The sequence below is a fragment of the Massilia orientalis genome (genome assembly GCF_030411975.2).
Classification (GTDB): domain Bacteria; phylum Pseudomonadota; class Gammaproteobacteria; order Burkholderiales; family Burkholderiaceae_D; genus Telluria; species Telluria orientalis.
Genome location: NZ_JASNRB020000013.1, coordinates 32,307 through 49,137 on the forward strand (window position 1 = coordinate 32,307; position 16,831 = coordinate 49,137).

At 61.0% G+C, this 16,831-nt stretch carries 21 protein-coding genes and 1 pseudogene; 8 read left to right on the forward strand and 14 right to left on the reverse strand.

The annotated features are described in order from the left end of the window. Window positions 1–29: 29 nt before the first annotated feature. The 11 genes from QPK29_RS20415 to QPK29_RS20465 form a co-directional block, all read right to left on the reverse strand. Complete coding sequence (locus tag QPK29_RS20415) at window positions 30–1,385, reverse strand: GIY-YIG nuclease family protein (protein WP_400189813.1); 1,356 nt, start codon at window positions 1,383–1,385, stop codon at window positions 30–32. A 185-nt stretch (window positions 1,386–1,570) separates the two neighbouring features. Beyond that, the gene (locus QPK29_RS20420) at window positions 1,571–1,891 is read right to left on the reverse strand and encodes a hypothetical protein (RefSeq protein WP_371771082.1); all 321 of its coding nucleotides are present in this window, start codon (window positions 1,889–1,891) and stop codon (window positions 1,571–1,573) included. A gap of 30 nt (window positions 1,892–1,921) precedes the next feature. Further along, window positions 1,922–2,452, reverse strand: a complete 531-nt coding sequence (locus QPK29_RS20425; protein ID WP_371771083.1) for a hypothetical protein — start codon at window positions 2,450–2,452, stop codon at window positions 1,922–1,924. Beyond that, window positions 2,449–2,694, reverse strand: a complete 246-nt coding sequence (locus tag QPK29_RS20430; RefSeq protein ID WP_371771084.1) for a hypothetical protein — start codon at window positions 2,692–2,694, stop codon at window positions 2,449–2,451. The genes QPK29_RS20425 and QPK29_RS20430 overlap by 4 nt, the downstream gene beginning before the upstream one ends. Before the next feature lie 25 nt (window positions 2,695–2,719). Then, on the reverse strand, window positions 2,720–3,115 hold the full coding sequence (locus QPK29_RS20435; RefSeq protein WP_371771085.1) for a hypothetical protein: 396 nt from the start codon (window positions 3,113–3,115) through the stop codon (window positions 2,720–2,722). Beyond that, complete coding sequence (locus tag QPK29_RS20440) at window positions 3,112–3,399, reverse strand: hypothetical protein (protein WP_371771086.1); 288 nt, start codon at window positions 3,397–3,399, stop codon at window positions 3,112–3,114. The genes QPK29_RS20435 and QPK29_RS20440 overlap by 4 nt, the downstream gene beginning before the upstream one ends. 21 nt (window positions 3,400–3,420) lie before the next feature. Beyond that, the gene (locus QPK29_RS20445; protein ID WP_371771087.1) at window positions 3,421–3,690 is read right to left on the reverse strand and encodes a hypothetical protein; all 270 of its coding nucleotides are present in this window, start codon (window positions 3,688–3,690) and stop codon (window positions 3,421–3,423) included. An 80-nt stretch (window positions 3,691–3,770) separates the two neighbouring features. Continuing rightward, entirely contained in the window at window positions 3,771–5,345 is a 1,575-nt protein-coding gene (locus QPK29_RS20450; RefSeq protein ID WP_371771088.1) for a Fic family protein, read from the reverse strand. A gap of 99 nt (window positions 5,346–5,444) precedes the next feature. Further along, a complete protein-coding gene (locus QPK29_RS20455) occupies window positions 5,445–7,193 on the reverse strand; it encodes a sigma factor-like helix-turn-helix DNA-binding protein (RefSeq protein WP_371771089.1) in 1,749 nt (582 codons plus the stop codon). A gap of 580 nt (window positions 7,194–7,773) precedes the next feature. Next, window positions 7,774–8,703: a hypothetical protein gene (locus QPK29_RS20460; protein ID WP_371771090.1), complete on the reverse strand. Its 930-nt coding sequence runs from the start codon at window positions 8,701–8,703 to the stop codon at window positions 7,774–7,776. Next, window positions 8,700–9,032: a hypothetical protein gene (locus tag QPK29_RS20465; protein ID WP_371771091.1), complete on the reverse strand. Its 333-nt coding sequence runs from the start codon at window positions 9,030–9,032 to the stop codon at window positions 8,700–8,702. Before QPK29_RS20465 ends, QPK29_RS20460 begins: the two co-directional genes overlap by 4 nt. A gap of 455 nt (window positions 9,033–9,487) precedes the next feature. On the opposite strand from QPK29_RS20465, the gene QPK29_RS20470 reads away from it, so the two are divergent. Further along, window positions 9,488–9,901: a hypothetical protein gene (locus QPK29_RS20470; RefSeq protein ID WP_371771092.1), complete on the forward strand. Its 414-nt coding sequence runs from the start codon at window positions 9,488–9,490 to the stop codon at window positions 9,899–9,901. A gap of 224 nt (window positions 9,902–10,125) precedes the next feature. On the opposite strand, the gene QPK29_RS20475 is transcribed toward QPK29_RS20470, so the two are convergent. Continuing rightward, window positions 10,126–10,599 (reverse strand): recombinase family protein, encoded by a 474-nt coding sequence (locus QPK29_RS20475; protein ID WP_449820718.1) that lies wholly within the window; start codon window positions 10,597–10,599, stop codon window positions 10,126–10,128. 328 nt (window positions 10,600–10,927) lie between these two features. After that, window positions 10,928–11,770: a helix-turn-helix transcriptional regulator gene (locus tag QPK29_RS20480; RefSeq protein WP_094313412.1), complete on the reverse strand. Its 843-nt coding sequence runs from the start codon at window positions 11,768–11,770 to the stop codon at window positions 10,928–10,930. 117 nt (window positions 11,771–11,887) lie between these two features. Here QPK29_RS20480 and QPK29_RS20485 point away from each other — a divergent pair, with 117 nt between their 5' ends. The 5 genes and pseudogenes from QPK29_RS20485 (at window position 11,888) to QPK29_RS20505 (ending at window position 15,413) form a co-directional block, all read left to right on the forward strand. After that, entirely contained in the window at window positions 11,888–12,421 is a 534-nt protein-coding gene (locus QPK29_RS20485; protein ID WP_003830783.1) for a carboxymuconolactone decarboxylase family protein, read from the forward strand. A 27-nt stretch (window positions 12,422–12,448) separates the two neighbouring features. Then, entirely contained in the window at window positions 12,449–12,751 is a 303-nt protein-coding gene (locus tag QPK29_RS20490; RefSeq protein WP_371771093.1) for a hypothetical protein, read from the forward strand. 194 nt (window positions 12,752–12,945) lie between these two features. Next, window positions 12,946–14,004 (forward strand): porin, encoded by a 1,059-nt coding sequence (locus QPK29_RS20495; protein WP_080982279.1) that lies wholly within the window; start codon window positions 12,946–12,948, stop codon window positions 14,002–14,004. A 219-nt stretch (window positions 14,005–14,223) separates the two neighbouring features. Beyond that, on the forward strand, window positions 14,224–14,739 hold the full coding sequence (locus QPK29_RS20500; protein ID WP_371771094.1) for a cytochrome P460 family protein: 516 nt from the start codon (window positions 14,224–14,226) through the stop codon (window positions 14,737–14,739). Between the two features lie 28 nt (window positions 14,740–14,767). Further along, window positions 14,768–15,413, forward strand: a pseudogene (locus tag QPK29_RS20505) (uracil-DNA glycosylase family protein). Window positions 15,414–15,683: 270 nt separating this feature from the next. On the opposite strand, the gene merR reads toward QPK29_RS20505, so the two are convergent. Beyond that, window positions 15,684–16,118 carry an Hg(II)-responsive transcriptional regulator gene (gene merR / locus QPK29_RS20510; protein WP_000429838.1) on the reverse strand — a complete coding sequence of 145 codons (435 nt, stop codon included), beginning with the start codon at window positions 16,116–16,118 and terminating at the stop codon, window positions 15,684–15,686. Between the two features lie 71 nt (window positions 16,119–16,189). On the opposite strand from merR, the gene merT reads away from it, so the two are divergent. Together merT and merP are read left to right on the forward strand one after the other, a co-directional pair. After that, complete coding sequence (gene merT, locus QPK29_RS20515) at window positions 16,190–16,540, forward strand: mercuric ion transporter MerT (protein WP_001294667.1); 351 nt, start codon at window positions 16,190–16,192, stop codon at window positions 16,538–16,540. Window positions 16,541–16,555: 15 nt separating this feature from the next. Beyond that, complete coding sequence (gene merP, locus QPK29_RS20520) at window positions 16,556–16,831, forward strand: mercury resistance system periplasmic binding protein MerP (protein WP_000735441.1); 276 nt, start codon at window positions 16,556–16,558, stop codon at window positions 16,829–16,831.

Below are 16,831 nucleotides of genomic sequence, written 5' to 3' on the forward strand. Positions count from 1 at the left end.
TGGGACGTGGCATGGCCGGATTTAAGTAGTCACGCCGTGAACGATTCGAGACCGTGATGAGCCAGCACCGCTACCAACAGCCTTTCGCATTTCCCCGGTGCGATGTCGCCGTGTGCGATCTGTTTCGCGTGGCCAGAACGCAGGCCGATCACGGCGTCGAGTTCTGTCCACGCGATCTGATATTCTGCTCGCCGAGTTGATAGAGCTTTCGCAGTCGACTCAGGCATCGGTACGCTATTCACCCACTCGAATCCGAATCGCTCGATTAGGCCTAGAACTGCTTCCTGCGGCCACGTTGGTGGGTTTTTCGTGGACCACAGGGACATTGTCGTCGTTCGGGCGGCTAATATGCGGCTCAGTTCGGCGAGTGTGATCGACTGCTTGTCGAGGATACTTTTGAGCCTGTCGTAATATGTCCGCTGCGACATTGAGGGGGATGCACGCTCGTGCATTGCAGGCACCGGAGCCGTTTGTGGAGCAGGCCTTTCTGAACGTTGCCCAACACGCCGCACGCGAAATTCCGTTATGGGTATGCCTATCGGGAATCGGAATGGTCCGACCTTTCCGTGACCCGCCGCGATCGCCTTCCGGACGGCGGCTTTCGATAGACGATAGTGTCGAATTGCGGCGTGCAGGGTGAGGAAGCTATGCTCCGTAGATCCGCCGTCGCGGTCAATCACCCGTATTTGCACAGGCACCGCAATCTTGTCCGGGGCGACCGAAGAGTTTTTGTTGTAGCAGGCCTCGCGGTTGAAATACATGGCGATCAGAACCTGCTCGCGCCGCAGCATTTCTTCGCGTGTCGTGCAACGCGAGACGACGAAGAACTTGAAACTGGCCGGACCGTGGTCGCGGGCGTCGGCCAGCAGTTCCGGGTTGGTATGGGTAAGCTTCGCGATGTCGCGTCGATGGCTCGCCCAGCGCTTGTGCACGCTCTTGCTCGAGCCGAAATACATCCGACCGGTGACGATATTTTTAGTCACGTACACCACGAAGTCGCGCGACACGGCCTTTGCCTTTGAGCTCCCAATCTTCTTCAAGGGCGCGACGGCGACATCCAGGCCCAAATTCGTTTTCCAGAAATCCGGGATTTCCTTGAGTTTGTTCTTCAGCCCGGAAATTGTTGTCGGGGAGGCTGATGCACCGTGTTCGAACACCCTTCTCAAGAGCGTGCCCTTCACCGTCGCGAGGTCCGTTTCCCGGCCATCGGTCACGATAACGGTTCCTTTTATGAGAAGGTTCGCGCGAGATTCTTTCGTCAGCTCATAGGCGCGAGCATGAACTTGTCCGGCCCTCGAGCCGTGTGTGTGGACCCAATTGCGCAGCATGTCGGCGGTATCGCAATCGACTTTTGGAGGAGTGGTCGTAGGAGTGGTCGGCGCCATCGTGACGGTTGCACAGGTTGAGAAAACGATGAGCACAACGAATTGTCGTGGTGTTCTGGTGCGACTAGAGCATAGCAACACTGCATGGGAAACGGCAGAAACTCTGACGCGTCCCCGGTGAACTGCACTTACACATGGAGGATGCCGGCAGTGAGATAGCACCGCACGGAGTCGGCATGAGCGAGTCAACTCGTCGAGCGGTGCTGCTCCGCCAAGTACGAAAGCGAGGTAGCCGTGTCGAGCCCATACTTGGCGTCGATCTCACCGGCCGTCTGCAGGAAATCGGCGAAGTCGGCGATCTCGGCGGCCGTGTAGCCGCGGAGGCGAGAGAACGCCTGCCAGTCCCCGGCCTGGTAGGCAGCCCACTCGTCCTCGAACCAAGCGTCTGGGTCGCTGATCATCTCAGCGCGGGAGGTTCGGTCGTCGAGCTCGATGAAGCGCAGGACCAGTGGATCGCGTCGATGTTCTGCTGCCAACGGCAGCGCGCCGACGTCGAGCACGCGCATGCGATCACCGTATCGTGGGGCGCCCATCTGCTAGTCGAAGATCACGGTCGCGTCGGGCGCGATGTAGAACTGCTGGTGGCAGCGATCGCACGTGTCTTCGCGCCCACGTGGGTCGGCCTGCCAGCCTCCGATCTGCGTGCGGCAGTGAGGGCAATCGAACTGCACGCCGCGGGTGTGCACCTCGGTTACCTGGGCCAGGCCAGTTGGCGCTGGACGGCCAGTGTAGGTGAGCGACGAGTGCTGGCGCTGCGCGCGCTCGAGTAGATCGTTAATCTCCGAGTGCGCCTGGATCTCACTGGCGAAGCGCAGCTCGTTGCCTGCCAGCGCCTCCAGCAGGTCGGCGAAATAGGTCTTGTTGCCGGTGGTCGGCAAGGCGCGGCGGACCTGGTCGATCAGCTTGAGCCCAGCCTTGTGCTCGCCCTGCAGGTGCTGCAGGCAGCCCATCGCGAACATGTCCGCATACAGCATGAAGTTGTCCGGGTAGCGCGTCATGATTTCGCGCTGCAGGCGTCCGGCGGAGGGCTCAGCGCCTGCGGCCGCCGAGGATGTGGTTGCGTTCATGGTTGGATCCAATCAGCGCGAGGGGTGTCCGGCCCATCGGGGCTCAGGTACACCGAGAGGTCATGCCAAGCCTGGGCCTGCGTGCGGCGGAGAGGCTGTTTGGTGTCTCGTTGCTTGGCTCCGGAGACGGGGTGTTGCCAGGCGTATCCCGACTGGCCGTTATCGATTACCTCGCTGACCGTATAGCCGGCGTCGCGCAGGTCGTTGATTTCGCCGTCGCTCAGGGCGAGTTTGTGCTGCATGGCTGTGTCCGATCGCCGTGGGCAGTTATTTGACCTGGAACTTTGGCGCGCCGGCCGGGGTTCGCGTGGTGTAGGAGGCGAGGACCTTCGCTCGGTCTGGCCCTTTTACGTATGCGTCCAGCCACACGTGCATCATCGCGTCGCACTTGCCGGAGACGATTTCCTTTAACAGGCCGCCGTGGTAGCCGACACCGGGTGCGAGCCGGTCCAGCAGGTCCTCGTCCGGATTGAGCAGCACGATCGCCTCGCCGTCCTCGGCCTGACCGTCGGCCCTGCCGACCATCAGCATCGGCATGGCTGCGCCATTCAAGTAGATCGCGGTCAGGCACCGGAAGGGCGCACGGCCCTCGCCAGCGCTGGCGATCAGGGCGTCGAGCATCCTGACCGCGGCGGCGCGCACCGCATCGGTGGCGGCGCTCACTGCGGCACCGTGGATTTCGCCAGCAGCTCGTCGACGTCGGCGCCGGGGTACGAGGCCTGCAGGCGCTCGCGCAAGTCTGCCGGTTGTGGCCGCACCTCAGTCGTGTGCGTGTCGCTGTTGCATGTCCGGCAGGAGGCCTTCCTGCAACCGAAGGCCCCCGAGGTATCCCACCAGGTGGAGAAGCGGCGATAGCTTGGGTTGTCGTCGGTGATTACCTCGGCGTTTCCGCATTCGCAGAAGAGGCCCGAGATCCCTGTGTAAACGTATGTCGTGTTTTTGCTCATGTTGTCAGTCGTCTCGAGGGGTTAGCGGCTGACGGGCATGCGGTTGAGGATGTGCAGCAGATCCTCGCGCGCGAGTACCAGCTCGCATAGTTTTCGATCCTTATGGTCTTCGTTGGTGGTCATGACGCTTACGAACATCAGTTCCTGCGTGCAGCCACCCATTTCGACCTCTTGCGCGGTCGCGGGAAACTGCAACCACCGGCCGGATACTGCGCAGTCGACGCGCCCTTCCATGAGTTTGGCCAGGTGAACGCGCTCGTAGAGGGAGGGATATTTCGCTTCGTCTGCCATGTTGGGTGTCCCTCTTTAAATGTCGGCGCATCGAGTATGATATTCGACCGCGGTGGATAAGATATTTTACTCGGCAAGGCTTACTGGCCAGGGGTCTCGGGTGCTTCGCCGTCCTCATCTTGGTCGCCTTCTGCCTCAGGTTCGAATACGTCCCGCACGGCGGCGACCGCGGCGGCAGCCATTGCGGTATCGGCCAGCAGCGGGAAGGCCTTCACGAGCTTGTTGGACACCTTCCAGCCGTTTTCTCGCACCGAGCGGATGATCTGGTCGATGTCGGAGTTCGGCCCTTCCAGGATGTTCTTGACACCCTCCCTGGCCCGCTCCATGTCGCGCAGGTAACTCGCCTCCTGGCTCATCTCGACCTCGATCGTGAGCCGGATGACTTCGCCGATATATTCAGTCTGATGGGTCAGGTCGGGGTAGCGCCAAGTTGGCATCGCGTCGTCGTAGGCATCAAAGTGAAAGTTCGACCGGACGCCGTCTGCGCATACGTATTCCGCGCCGAAGTGGAAGTTATCCCGGTACTTGGCAAGCAGCGGGCGCGATAGCGTCTCAAGCGCGCGATCGTATCCCGCTTTCTCCTTCGTTTTGTTCGTGATCGTCGCCGAGATCGGTAGGATGAAGGGCGCCGGTACGGCGCCATCGGCACGCAGCACGTCGTTCACGAGGAAGCGGGAGATCCGGCCATTACCGTCTATCATCGGGTGGATGTAGACGAACCCGAAGGAAGCGAGTGACGCGCGCAGGATAGACGGTACCCCAATGGTCTTGACCATGCTGCGCCGCAGTCCGTCGAGCAACTCGCCAGCGCGCTCCCAAGGTGGGCCGATGTAGTCGACGAGATTGTCGAAGCCGTGCGTATGCCCGACGATCACTGGAGATTGCCGGACGCCGTAGCGCGTGGCCGCGCCCAGGATCTCCGTCTGCAGTTCCGTCAGCGTTTCCTCGAGCAGCGGGTCGTCGGTTTGGCCGCACCGACGTTCCATCACGGCGGCGAACCGCTTGACCCGGTCGACCTGCTTTTCCTCGTGCTCGATCGCGAAGGATGCCCTGCTTTCCTTGATCGAGAGCCAGACAGCGCTGCGCATGAGAATGTCGGCGCCGAATTCCACTTCCAGGGAGTCCAGCGCGGCCGCGCAGTTGTAGCGCTCGACGGCGCGAACGGCCTCGGTACGCCGGATCGTGGGGCAGAAGTCGCGAGTACCGGGAAGGTTGTCCCGGACGCGCCAGCGCTGGACGTTGGCTGACCGCGAGGCCACGACAAACTCCTCAGGGTCAAGCGCGTCGACATAGTTCCCTGAAGGGGTGTCTGGAACGTTGAGCTGGCGACCGGTCAGCCATTCGAACAGAAAGCCGGCGCGGCGTGCATAGGCGCCGGTGGGCTCGCTACGGATCCAGTCTTCCAGCACCTGCTGATCGATGACGGTAAAAACCCTGGCCAGAAACTCGAGGTTGACGAGTTCATGTTTTAAGCCGAAAGTGAGATGGCCAGCGATCGTCGCGTCAGGCCTTGCCGCAGGGCCGTACGTCTCTTCTCTGGTCGAATTGACAACCGTGCGGCGCGAGGTCCCTATCTTGCTTTCAACCCCGAAAGGCTGCACCGGCTCAATATTGAGGTGCTGGGCTATCCACTTAAATCCTATGTGTTCCGTCATTTTTTGTATAAAACGCTGATTTTTTAATTAAAAAGCAGTTTCGCACAAAAAAAACGAATAGAAAATTGCATCGGTGGAATTTTTTTGCTGGCCGGCTAACTATTCCTCATCGCCGCCTTGTATGGCACAGACGCGCAGTGTGCGTTCTGTCGATGAGATGCCAAAAACAAAAGGCGTGCCTGCTTCAAAGCCCTGCGCTGCGACGAGAAAACCGAAGCGCTTCAGGTAGGGATCCCCGATTGGATTCTCGACGTATCTGGTCATGCCCTCTATCCCTACAATCTTGTAGTCGCCAGGTGTGAGATGCGCGTGCGAGCCGGCGGGAGCAAACCAGTCTCCACGTTCTAAGGCACTACGAGGAAGGGCAGCTTCCATTTCATACCAACCATCGACAAGTTGCAGCTGCCGTCTTGCTTCACAAGCGGCTTGTAGCGCCTCGGGCGAAAAGCTGAAGCCGGTGATCGTCCAGATACCTCGGTCGTGGCGACGAAATACCGGCGAGCTCATCAACGCCATGTTCATGGTAATCCTCTCGATACGTCCTGTTTCCACCAGCTCTTGCGTCAAGGTCCGTCGGCTGACCACGCCACCGTGCTGCCTAAGGGCGTCACAGATTATCGATTCTGTCGGGGAGAGGAACGTTGCCGGGGCATCGTGCGGGATATCAGACGCAAGGCGGTAGTCGTTGAAGCTAGAACGTTGTACCTCCGGGAATCTGCTCAGCAGGATTTGAAGAATCGGCATGGGGGTGGACACGGCTGCGGGTCCGAGACGCTCACCCTGTTTGGAAAAGCGGGCGCGCGCCATTGCGGCGTAAAGCTCCTCGATGTCCACCTGCCGGTTTGCCGCGGACAGAACCTTGAGGGCTGTCCACTTGGCCCGGTTGTCGGTTCCAGGGCCGTACCAGAACCAGCCCTCGTCTTCGAGCAGCCATTCGAAGCCCACGAACATGCGCGCGCACAGGATGACTTGTGTTGGCGTCGCAGCTAACCCTGCCGCTACCAGCGCCCCTACAACGAAAAAGACGTGTGCTGCCCCTGCTTGACGAATCATTCCCAACGAAGTCTGTCGTACCGTTCGCACAAGATCTTCGTCCGGAGCGTCATCAGCAACAATAATTTTTTCCGGCGTCGCCGGCAGTGTGCCGCCCAGATTCCGCAGGTTGATCAGGCGATCACCCAGGACCTCTCGAAAAAAACGGTCAGCGCCTTCGATCGAAAACCGGCCGCCGAGCAGCTGCAGAACAGGTTCGGGAAGGTCGGTGAGCCGGCAGGGAAGCTGCCCGGCGAAAGCATCTCGCAGGCGATCCACCAGATCCCCTGGAGCAGGCACGCGACCGAACTGCTCGCGCGCTTTTTCCTCGATCTGCCGTACGCGCTCGCGCGTCAAACCAAGTTCATCCCCGATCGCCTGAAGAGTTGAAGCTTCCTCGCCCTCGGAGCCGTAGCGCCGAGCCATGATCGTCGCGATCCGCTGTTCTCGTGCGGACAGCTCGGCGTGGGACAAGGTCCGCTCCATATGGTTGGGCCGTGCATGCCAGATACAGTAGCCGTTGATGAATTCCTCGAATGTACGCGGCCCGCCGCCGGGAAAGTCGAATACTGGGCCGGCCTGCTCGGGAGTCTCTATCTGCGCATTTCGAAGCCAGCCTGGCGGTACTTTCAAAGTGGCTTCCCAACTGACATCGTGCCTCGTTGTCTGCGGCAGCAACTTCTCCCACTGAATCACGCTGGCTGCAGACACTCCAGCCGCTTCGCCAACTTCACGGCAGCTGATCTTCAGCGCTCGTCGCCGGCGTTTCGCTCGTTGCGCAAGGCGAGTGCGGGTCGAAACATCGAGCTTCATCATACGGGCCGTCGCAGTACGTGCTGCATCAGTTGGTGGTCGAGCAGCAAGTATATAGCTGACGCTGCATAAGAACGAGGCTTGCTGTAGTCGGCCGAATGCAACCTCGTGCATCATCTCCCGCCAACGTAGCGCTTCCGCAGGCCTGGTCGTACGCGAACCGGACCGGGGTGAGCACGAACGAGAAGTGTCTGACCCCTGAATATCAAGCGCAGCTCGAGGCGGCGTCCTTAATGCCGACGAACGTGGGCGGCAGCGGTGTGGTGCTGACCTTCGACGAGCCGGCGGGGCCGGGCTACCGGGCGTACATCTCCAACGAGGCGCACAGGGCCGTACTGGCGAACCTGGAGACGGACGAAATGCGCATCGCTGTGTTTCCGGAGGGTTCGACTGAGCCCACTGTCTACCTGGCCCTGCGCGGCTGGGAAGGGCTGCTGACCTGGCACGAGGAAAGGCCGCCCAGGATCCTGACCGTGACGCTGCTCGACTTGGTGACGTCAAACTCGATCCCACTGGCCCTGCCTGTCGGCGGGCACGTCGGGCGGACTGGCCGGCGTGGTCCGAAGCAGGGTGGCTGCGCCGATCAGTACTTGAGGCTGAACTGGACGCTTGTCTGTCCTTTGCGGCTGCGGCCCTGTAGCAGATCGTCGCCGGTAGATCGCTTGATGTCTAGGCTTGGAACGAACTTCGATCCGCCGTTGCTGGATGCGCTGAAGGGAAAGCTAAGTACAGCCGAATACAGCGCGTAATTGGATTTGATCCGGTTCCCACTTACCGAACGATCAAATTCCTTTGTGGCTTTCAGGGTCAGTACGGGGTTTAATCCCATGGCCAGGAATACGTTGTCCTGGCCGCCGAACCCGAGAGGATAGAACGAGAACTGCGCGCTTCCAAGCCATCCCGATTCACGGCCGTTTTTGGTACCGGTAGGTGAATTCGATACCATGTCGCTGTATGCGCCCAGTGCGAACCTGAAGAAGGCGTTCCAGTCCCGTGGTTGCATGTACGCCGCCCCCGTTAGGACGATCCTGCGAGAGTTGGCGTCGAAGTACGGCGCCGCGCCGGCACCGTCGGTGCTTTGCAATGTCTTGCCGAGTTGCGCCGTGAGATCGGCATCATAATCCAAGAGGACGGGTTGTCCTGCCGGGCCCCCAGGAATGCCATGCGCCGACACGCCGATCGACACGCCGCGGTCGTTAGCGGGAGTGGCGTCATCCGTATCCTTATGGAGATACGCGCCCGCACTATACGACAGGTTGACGCTTCCGGAGTCCGGCGTAGCCCCGAGCGGGTACGGCTTATTTTTTTTCAGTTTCAGCACTGCGTCCGTTTGCCATTTGCTTTTCCCGTCTGTCGTTTGATAGGCGATGTGGGCACCCTGTTGCCATTGCTTGTCGACGGAATCCGGCTCGTTGGCGGCGCGCAACGTGACGCTTGGGCCATCGTCGGCTTGCGCCGCCCCAGCCAGAATGGATAGGCAACCCGCAAAGAACAGACAGGCGGACTTCATCATGCGCCCCCCTTGTGCAGTAGCGAGTCTGGGTCGGGAGCAGGGGTAACGCCGGCTGCCTTGCAGACAGCATTCCACACATCGAGGACCGTAACGCATTTGGACTGTGCATCGTCACTGACAGGCGCGCCACCCGCGAAGCTCTTGGTGTAGGCATTAATTGTTTGCCACATGTCGGTAATGCCCTGCGTTGACATCTTGAGCTGTGGAAGAGGTGTGCTGCCGAGCTTTCCCAGCGTGTCGTGTTCGAAATCCAGTGCAGGTTTAAGGCCCGAGAAACGGTCGATCGCATAGAACACGAGTTGATGTAGCTTGAGCGTATTCACGGTCATTACGCATTCCTTTCGTATGAGATATATGACACCAAGCGCCAGACGGTGACGCAGTGCAGATAGACTTGACGTGAATTAATTGTAACTAGAATAACAGTGGCAGACTAACCAATAGGCATAATTGGCTATTTTGCAACACGCGTTAGGCGTTTGGCGATATATCAGAGACAGCTGCTGCGCCGTTCTGAACGACTCTGCCTTCCTATGCGCTGCCGCCGGCTGCACCACCCCTAAGGCGCATCATTGCCGCGGCTCGTCATTAAAATGCAATTAACGGTCAGATCATGTGGAGTAGGGTAGCGGCAGCTTCACCGGTCACCATCGTGATGCCTTCGGCTGGATGTTGAATTGCGCCGGCAGCGGCCCCACAGGTCGGGCTGCAACCACGTGGTCGTTGTCCGGTCAACATAACGCTTCCGCAGGCTTGGTCCTGCATGAAACCGACCGGAGTGTGCATGAACAAGAAGTCCCTGACCCCTGAATACCGCGCGCAGCTCGAGGCGGCAGCCTTGATGCCAACGAACGTGGGCGGTAGCGACGTGGTGCTGACCGTCGACGAGCCGGCGGCACCGGGCTATCGGGCTTACATTTCGAACGAGGCGCACAGCGCGGTGCCGGCGAACCTCGAGACGGACGAGATGCGCATCGCCGTGTTCCCCGAGGGTTCGACCGAGCCCACGGTCTACCTGGCCGTGCGCGGGCGGGAAGGCCTGCTGACCTGGCACAAGGAAAACGTGGGCATCAGCGTGGACCGGCCGGCGCCGATGCCCATTGCAAAGCTGCTCGGTCTGGTGACGTCGAACGCGATCCTGCAGGCCCTGCAGGCCGAGGTCGAGCAGGACCAGTCGGCGGCCCCGCGCGCCAGCTGACCGCCAGCGCCGGCCCACCTAGAAATGCAATTAACGGTCAGTATAGATGGAGCAGCCCGGTTATTGGCTTTGCCGCCGCTTGCTTCACCTGCCAGCTGCGATCCTGGCGCAACGGGCGGCACCGGCTCCGCCCGGCGGCACCATCCTTCGAAATATGGAAAATGCAATTAACGGTCGAATCACGTGAAATAGGGGTGACCAGGGAAAAAGGAAAAAATCGGGCGCTAAGCCTCTGGGGTCTGAGGTACAGCTTTGAGGTATTGGTACAGGGTCTCCCGACTGATGCCGAACTCTCGAGCCAGCGTGGCCTTCGGCTCGCCGGCACCGGCGCGGCGGCGCAGCTCGACAACTTGGTCATCCACCAGTGCTTTTTTGCGGCCACGGTATGCGCCGCGCTGTTTGGCCAGCGCAATCCCCTCTCGCTGCCGCTCGCGGATCAGCGCCCGCTCGAATTCGGCGAAAGCCCCCATCACCGATAGCAGCAGGTTCGCCATCGGCGAGTCCTCGCCAGTGAAGGTCAGGCACTCCTTCACGAACTCGATGCGGATGCCTCGCCTGGTGAGCTGGTGCACCAAGCGACGCAGGTCGTCCAGGTTGCGGGCCAGGCGATCCATGCTGTGCACCACCACCGTATCGCCCTCGCGCGCGAACGACAACAGGGCATCGAGCTGCGTGTCGTTTTCAGAAGACGGCTGCACTGAACGTCAGAAGCCGACTGCACTATAGCAGCGGAGGGGTTGGATCCATCAGGCAACGACGGGCTGCTGCCGGCCAATAGCCGACAATGACGACACTGGAAATCCCCGCCTGTGAGCGTCGGCTCAGGGCGGGACAGCGTCATCCAGCTACCTGCGCCACTGACTCAGCCTTGTCCAGCCGGCCGCGCCGCACGAACAGACTGACCAGCCGTTGACGGATCGCCACCTGGAGTTCCGCCAGTTGTTCCGGCGTGATGCGAATTTCACCCGCTCGACGAGCGCAACACCGGCGCCGCCTACGCCAAGAACCGGCGAATCGAACTCAAACTCACGAACCGCTGAGCGCCGCGTCACCGCGCTGCTGCGCCAGCCAGTCGCGCGGGGCGCAGCCCATGCGCACGCGGAAGGCGCGCGCCAGAGCGTTCGGGCTGCCGTAGCCGACGCGGTCGGCCACCACCGCCACCGGCCGCCCCTGCTTGAGCAGGGTGCAACTGACGTTCATCCGCCAGTCGGCCAGATAGTCGCCCGGCGTGACGCCCACCGCGTCCTTGAACGCGGCGGCGAAGCGCGCGCGTGACATGCCCGCCTTCGCCGCCAGCGCCTCGAGCGACCACGCGGTCTGCGGCGCATCGTGCATGGCGGTTATGGCGCGCGCGAGTTTCGGGTCGGCCAGGCCCGCCAGCAGTCCGGTGGCGCCAAGCCGCCCATCCATCAGATAACGCAGCAACTGGATCAGTAGCAACTCGCACAAGCGGTCGATGGCGGCCTGCCGACCGCACTGGTCGCGCTCGGCTTCGGCAAACAGCAACTCTAGCGTCGGCCCGAGGCCGGGCAAGTCCGCCAACGGAATCAGCAGCATCGACGGCAAGGCCATGGCCAACGGATTGCCCGTCGAAGCGCCCAGGTCGACCTCCGCACACAACAGCTCAGCGGTATCGCCGGGGGCGGCGACAAAACGATGCGACGCCACGCGCGGATAAAACAGCAGGCTCGGCTCGGTAACCAGCAGATCTTCATGCACGGGCGAACGCGCCGTAATCGGGCCGCGCCGCACCAGATGGATATAGCCATGCGGCGCCGCGTAATGATGCTGCTCACAGAAGGCGCCGCTGTGAAAAACGCGCGCCGAAAGCGAGTAGTGCCGGAGCAAGCCGGCCAGTCGATCCGCCATTCCACTCTCCATATAAGACGATAGGTTACGTATTTGATACTTTACGTGCCATATCGTACCAAACAAAGGGCGATCATGCCCACGTGCTCTTGCACCTCACCCACTACGGAGATAGACATGACCCAAATCGCCCCCCTGACCATCGACACCGCTGACGCCGCTACCGCTGCCACACTCAAGGCCGTCAAAGCCAAGCTTGGCATGGTGCCGAACCTGTTCGCCACGCTGGCCCACGCGCCGGCGGCGCTCAATGGCTACCTCGGCTTGTCCGAAACGCTGGGCACCGGCCGCCTGAATGCCTCCCAGCGCGAGATCGTTGCGCTCGCTGCCGCTCAAGCCAATCGCTGCCAGTATTGCCTGAGCGCACACACCCTGATCGGCAAAGGTGCCGGACTGTCGGCAGAGGCCATCGCCGCGGCCCGCACCGGCCAGGCGGCCAACGCACTTGACGATGCAATCGCCGGCTTTGCCCGCGCGCTGGTCGAGCAACGCGGCGTGGTGTCGGCCGACGCCATGGCCAACTACCGCCGCGCGGGGCTCGACGACGGCCTGATACTGGAAGTGATCGCCAACGTCGCGCTGAACACGCTCACCAACTACACCAACCACATCGCCGACCCCACGGTGGATTTCCCCGTGGTCGCCGTCTGATCTCCATAGGCATATAAGGAGAACACGATGAAAATCGCACTCACCGGCGCTCTGCTCGCCAGCGCCCTCGTCCTGCCACTGGCCGTCACGGCCGGCGACTTTTCGCCCTATGTGGACAGCCAGGGCGGCATCAGCCGCCCCACAGACTTCCGCACAAACTTCGTCCACCTGGGCTCATATGCGGTGTTGGACGAAAAATCCGCCTCTCGCGGCTTGCACGATGTGTACACCGAAAAGGCCTCGGCCGCATATCGCGCCGGGCCATGCGCCGAAAGAGAATCTAATGCGCGCTCAACGCAATTTCTCCGGCCAATTGATTGTAGGCGATGACCTAATGCAAATCGGCGTTGGGCGGAAGCGCTCCAAACGAAAGAGCGGCTAACCCGCCGCACGATAGGCGGCCCCGTCGGGACGGGATCGATAGCCGCCAAGATCCGTCCATGAGGGGTGGCAGCCCTGCCATCCCTCTGACCCTCTGAAAACACCGCCCAATCCGGGTGGCAGCCCAGAATGAAAGTTGCCCTATGAAACGGACGCTTATTGCAGCCGCAATCGCTACTGCCTGCTCGTACACCCATGCACAATCGTCCGTCACTCTCTATGGCGTGGCAGATGCGGGCGTGGAGTTTCTGAACCATGTCCCCAATGCAGCCGGCCAAGCCAATAGTCTGGTACGCATGACCTCCGGGAACACTGCCGGCAGTCGCTGGGGCCTGCGCGGAGTGGAGGATCTCGGGAACGGACTGAAAGGCGTATTCGTGCTGGAGGGCGGCATGGCTCTGGATTCTGGCATGGCCGTGCAAGGCGGACGGCTGTTCGGTCGAAAAGCATATGTTGGTATAGACAGCAGCCGATTTGGACAGATTACGCTCGGCCGCCATCACAACCTGCTCTTCGATCTGATCATCTCATTCGACCCGATGCTGTTCGCTCCAAAGTATTCGTCGTTCAATCACGACGCCTGGCTGGCGGGGCGAACCGATAACTCAGCGAAATACACCGGTACGTTCGGCGGGTTGACGGTTGCGGCACTCTACAGTTTCGGTGTCGATTCAAGCGTGGCCAATGGTTCCGAGGTTCCGGGAAACAGTCGAGTTGGACGGGATATGAGCGCTGGGTTCACGTATCAGGCCGGCAAATTCCGCGTCGGCGGTGCCTACGACCAACTCAACGGCAGTTCTGCCGTTACGGATGGTAAGACCGAGCGTCGCTATGTGGGAGCGGTGGCTCTCGATATAAATCCTGTTAGCGTGTATGTGGGTTATCGCCGGTTAGTAAGTCAACTCGTGACATCGATGCCACGAACGGACCTTCTTTGGGCAGGTGTGAACTGGAATCTGGCGCCATCCTTTGCATTAACAGGTGCAGCCTATAAGACCAATGACCGGACCTCGGCAAAAGACCCTGTCTCCTTTGTGCTGTCAGCCGACTATCGCTTTTCCAAGCGCACTGACGCCTACATCACGGCCTCCTATACAAAGAACAATGGCGGCTCAGCACTTGGCGCTAACGGCTACGACGGCTCAGTATTGCCCGGGAATAACCAGTTCGGTACAGTAATCGGGCTGCGCCATAGTTTTTGACCTGCAGTACTCCCTCTCGCAAGTCCGCGCTGTGCCATGAGCAAGTGCAATCGCATGGAAGGAATACGAACCAGGCAAGCATATCAGGGCTGAGACTTGGTCGAGCCATGTTCACCGGTTGTCCACTTTGACCGATGAAGGAACGTTCATCTCGTCAGTTGAATGGCCTCTTTTTTGGGCGAAGCCGACGTCTGACCGTCCGAGTGGCGCGACGGCCGAATGGCCCATCCTGGCCGTTCGGCGCCCTCCAACCACCCGCGTCACACGATACGTTGCGCCGCACAAGACGAATTCAACCACGAAATACGGATACCCAGATCTTCTTGCTGGCTGCGAGCCAACGTCTGCGATAGGACAAAAGTCTTAACGGGCAATATTTTCCGAATTCTGAAGCCGCCCCCGGCCGAGCACTACCGCAAGACCGGCAAGTTCTTGGACGGCGCCACGCTGGTGAAAGAGATCCGCAAGCTCGAAACCAGCGCCATGACCACTGGCAACCCTGTGGTCTGGGGTTCCGATGCGGCCGTGTGGTTCGTGATGGTCAAGGACGCCAAAGGCCGTTTCGCCAGCAACCCCTTGTGGGGCGACGGCTGGGGCTGGGCGCTGTTCAAGGCCGACGCCCCCGCCAAGAATGTCGCCGTCAGCTACGAAGCCGACTGCATGGGCTGCCATGTGCCGGCGGCCAAGACCGACCGCGTATTCATCCAGGGCTATCCGACACTGACCCAGCACTGACTTGCTGCCGGGTTACGCTTCGCGCAGGATGGCACCTCCGTCCTGCGCGAGCCACCCTTTCCGGAAGCGCGCCATGCCGACACTCGACGCCTTTCTGACCGACGTCCGCGCCTGCACGCGCTGCGCACCGCATCTGCCACACGGCGTGCAGCCGGTCTTCCAGTTTCACCCGAGTGCGCCCATCCTCATCGCCGGCCAAGCACCGGGGGCCCGGGTCCATGCCTCAGGCGTGCCCTTCGACGACGCCAGCGGCGCGCGTCTGCGCGCCTGGCTGGGCGTGGACCGCGACACCTTCTACGACCCTACCCGCATCGCCATTCTGCCCATGGGCTTCTGTTATCCGGGCACCGGCAAAAGCGGTGACCTGCCGCTACGCCCGGAGTGCGCCCCCCGCCTGGCGCGAAGCCTTCATGCAGCGTTTCGAGCGCCTGTCGCTGGTCATCGTGCTGGGCAGCTACGCCATGGACTACCACCTCGGTACTGGCAAGACGCCGCTCACCCGGGTGGTCGAAGCCTGGCGCGAGCACTGGCCGCAAGCGTTCCCCCTGCCTCACCCTAGCCCGCGCAACAATCGCTGGCTGGTGCGCAACCCCTGGTTCCAACAAGACGTGCTGCCCGCGCTGCAAGCACGCGTCCAGGCAGTCCTCACCGCCAACCCCAAGGAAACCCCATGACCGACGACACCGCCGCCATTACCGAGCTGCTGCACAAGTACTACGACACCCTGGCCTGGGCGAACGGAGACAGGCACCGGCTTTGGAGCGATGAACGACGGCTTCAGGTGCGGTAGCTGACGCCTGGGACCTCAATCACCGTATGACCGGGTTGTCACTTTCAGAAGGCGACAGCACGAAATATCAAAAGTCGACCGCACGGTCTTTTCTGACGTTGGAGTCGCCTCAGAAAACGGAAAATAAAGCACGCTAAGGCGTAGTTCCCTCGGGCTACACCGCGTCCGCACTGCGCGGTTCTTTCTTCCCTTGCAGTGACGCAATCAGCGGGCAGGAAACGTTCCCCTTCCGCGCATGGCAGGCGCACACCAAATCAGACAGCACGGCCTCCATGCGCGCCAGGTCAGCCATCCTCTCGCGCACGTCCTTGAGCTTGTGCTCGGCCAGGCTGCTGGCTTCCTCGCAATGGGTGCCATCCTCCAGCCGCAGCAGCTCGGCGATCTCATCCAGGCTGAAGCCCAACCGCTGGGCTGATTTCACGAAGCGCACCCGCGTTACATCCGTCTCGCCATAGCGGCGAATGCTGCCGTAAGGCTTGTCCGGTTCCGGGAGCAAGCCCTTGCGCTGATAGAACCGGATGGTCTCCACATTGACCCCGGCCGTCCTGGCGAAAACGCCAATGGTCAGGTTCTCCAAATTGTTTTCCATATCGCTTGACTCCGTACATAACTACGGAAGTAAGCTTAAGCTATCCAATTCAGATTCGAAAGGACAAACGTATGTCTGAACCTCAAAACGGGCGCGGCGCGCTCTTCACTGGCGGGCTGGCCGCCATCCTCGCCTCGGCTTGCTGCCTCGGGCCGCTGGTTCTGATCGCCTTGGGGTTCAGCGGCGCTTGGATCGGCAACTTGACGGTGTTGGAACCCTATCGCCCCATCTTTATCGGCGTGGCGCTGGTGGCGTTGTTCTTCGCCTGGCGGCGCATCTACCGGCCGTCAGCCGCCTGCAAACCGGGTGAGGTTTGCGCGATTCCCCAAGTGCGAGCTACTTACAAGCTCATTTTCTGGGGCGTGGCCGTGCTGGTTTTGGTCGCGCTCGGATTTCCCTACGTCGTGCCATTTTTCTATTGATCACAGGAGTTCACCATGAAAAAGCTGCTTTCCGCCCTTGCCCTCGCTGCCGTTGTTGCCCCCGTGTGGGCCGCCACCCAGACCGTTACGCTGTCCGTACCGGGCATGACCTGCTCGGCCTGTCCGATCACTGTCAAGAAGGCGATTTCCAAGGTCGATGGCGTCAGTAAAGTTGACGTGACCTTCGAGACGCGCGAAGCGGTGGTCACCTTCGATGATGCCAAGACCAGCGTGCAGAAACTGACCAAGGCTACCGAGGATGCGGGCTACCCATCATCAGTCAAGAACTGA

What these genes read in the sequence shown, in the direction of transcription:
- QPK29_RS20415 (WP_400189813.1), bottom strand. Translation starts at nt 1,385, where the DNA reads ATGGCGCCGACCACTCCTACGACCACTCCTCCAAAAGTCGATTGCGAT.
- QPK29_RS20420 (WP_371771082.1), bottom strand. Translation starts at nt 1,891, where the DNA reads ATGCGCGTGCTCGACGTCGGCGCGCTGCCGTTGGCAGCAGAACATCGA.
- QPK29_RS20425 (WP_371771083.1), bottom strand. Translation starts at nt 2,452, where the DNA reads ATGAACGCAACCACATCCTCGGCGGCCGCAGGCGCTGAGCCCTCCGCC.
- QPK29_RS20430 (WP_371771084.1), bottom strand. Translation starts at nt 2,694, where the DNA reads ATGCAGCACAAACTCGCCCTGAGCGACGGCGAAATCAACGACCTGCGC.
- QPK29_RS20440 (WP_371771086.1), bottom strand. Translation starts at nt 3,399, where the DNA reads ATGAGCAAAAACACGACATACGTTTACACAGGGATCTCGGGCCTCTTC.
- QPK29_RS20445 (WP_371771087.1), bottom strand. Translation starts at nt 3,690, where the DNA reads ATGGCAGACGAAGCGAAATATCCCTCCCTCTACGAGCGCGTTCACCTG.
- QPK29_RS20450 (WP_371771088.1), bottom strand. Translation starts at nt 5,345, where the DNA reads ATGACGGAACACATAGGATTTAAGTGGATAGCCCAGCACCTCAATATT.
- QPK29_RS20455 (WP_371771089.1), bottom strand. Translation starts at nt 7,193, where the DNA reads ATGATGAAGCTCGATGTTTCGACCCGCACTCGCCTTGCGCAACGAGCG.
- QPK29_RS20460 (WP_371771090.1), bottom strand. Translation starts at nt 8,703, where the DNA reads ATGATGAAGTCCGCCTGTCTGTTCTTTGCGGGTTGCCTATCCATTCTG.
- QPK29_RS20465 (WP_371771091.1), bottom strand. Translation starts at nt 9,032, where the DNA reads ATGACCGTGAATACGCTCAAGCTACATCAACTCGTGTTCTATGCGATC.
- QPK29_RS20470 (WP_371771092.1), top strand. Translation starts at nt 9,488, where the DNA reads ATGAACAAGAAGTCCCTGACCCCTGAATACCGCGCGCAGCTCGAGGCG.
- QPK29_RS20480 (WP_094313412.1), bottom strand. Translation starts at nt 11,770, where the DNA reads ATGGCGGATCGACTGGCCGGCTTGCTCCGGCACTACTCGCTTTCGGCG.
- QPK29_RS20485 (WP_003830783.1), top strand. Translation starts at nt 11,888, where the DNA reads ATGACCCAAATCGCCCCCCTGACCATCGACACCGCTGACGCCGCTACC.
- QPK29_RS20490 (WP_371771093.1), top strand. Translation starts at nt 12,449, where the DNA reads ATGAAAATCGCACTCACCGGCGCTCTGCTCGCCAGCGCCCTCGTCCTG.
- QPK29_RS20495 (WP_080982279.1), top strand. Translation starts at nt 12,946, where the DNA reads ATGAAACGGACGCTTATTGCAGCCGCAATCGCTACTGCCTGCTCGTAC.
- QPK29_RS20500 (WP_371771094.1), top strand. Translation starts at nt 14,224, where the DNA reads ATGGCCCATCCTGGCCGTTCGGCGCCCTCCAACCACCCGCGTCACACG.
- merR (WP_000429838.1), bottom strand. Translation starts at nt 16,118, where the DNA reads ATGGAAAACAATTTGGAGAACCTGACCATTGGCGTTTTCGCCAGGACG.
- merT (WP_001294667.1), top strand. Translation starts at nt 16,190, where the DNA reads ATGTCTGAACCTCAAAACGGGCGCGGCGCGCTCTTCACTGGCGGGCTG.
- merP (WP_000735441.1), top strand. Translation starts at nt 16,556, where the DNA reads ATGAAAAAGCTGCTTTCCGCCCTTGCCCTCGCTGCCGTTGTTGCCCCC.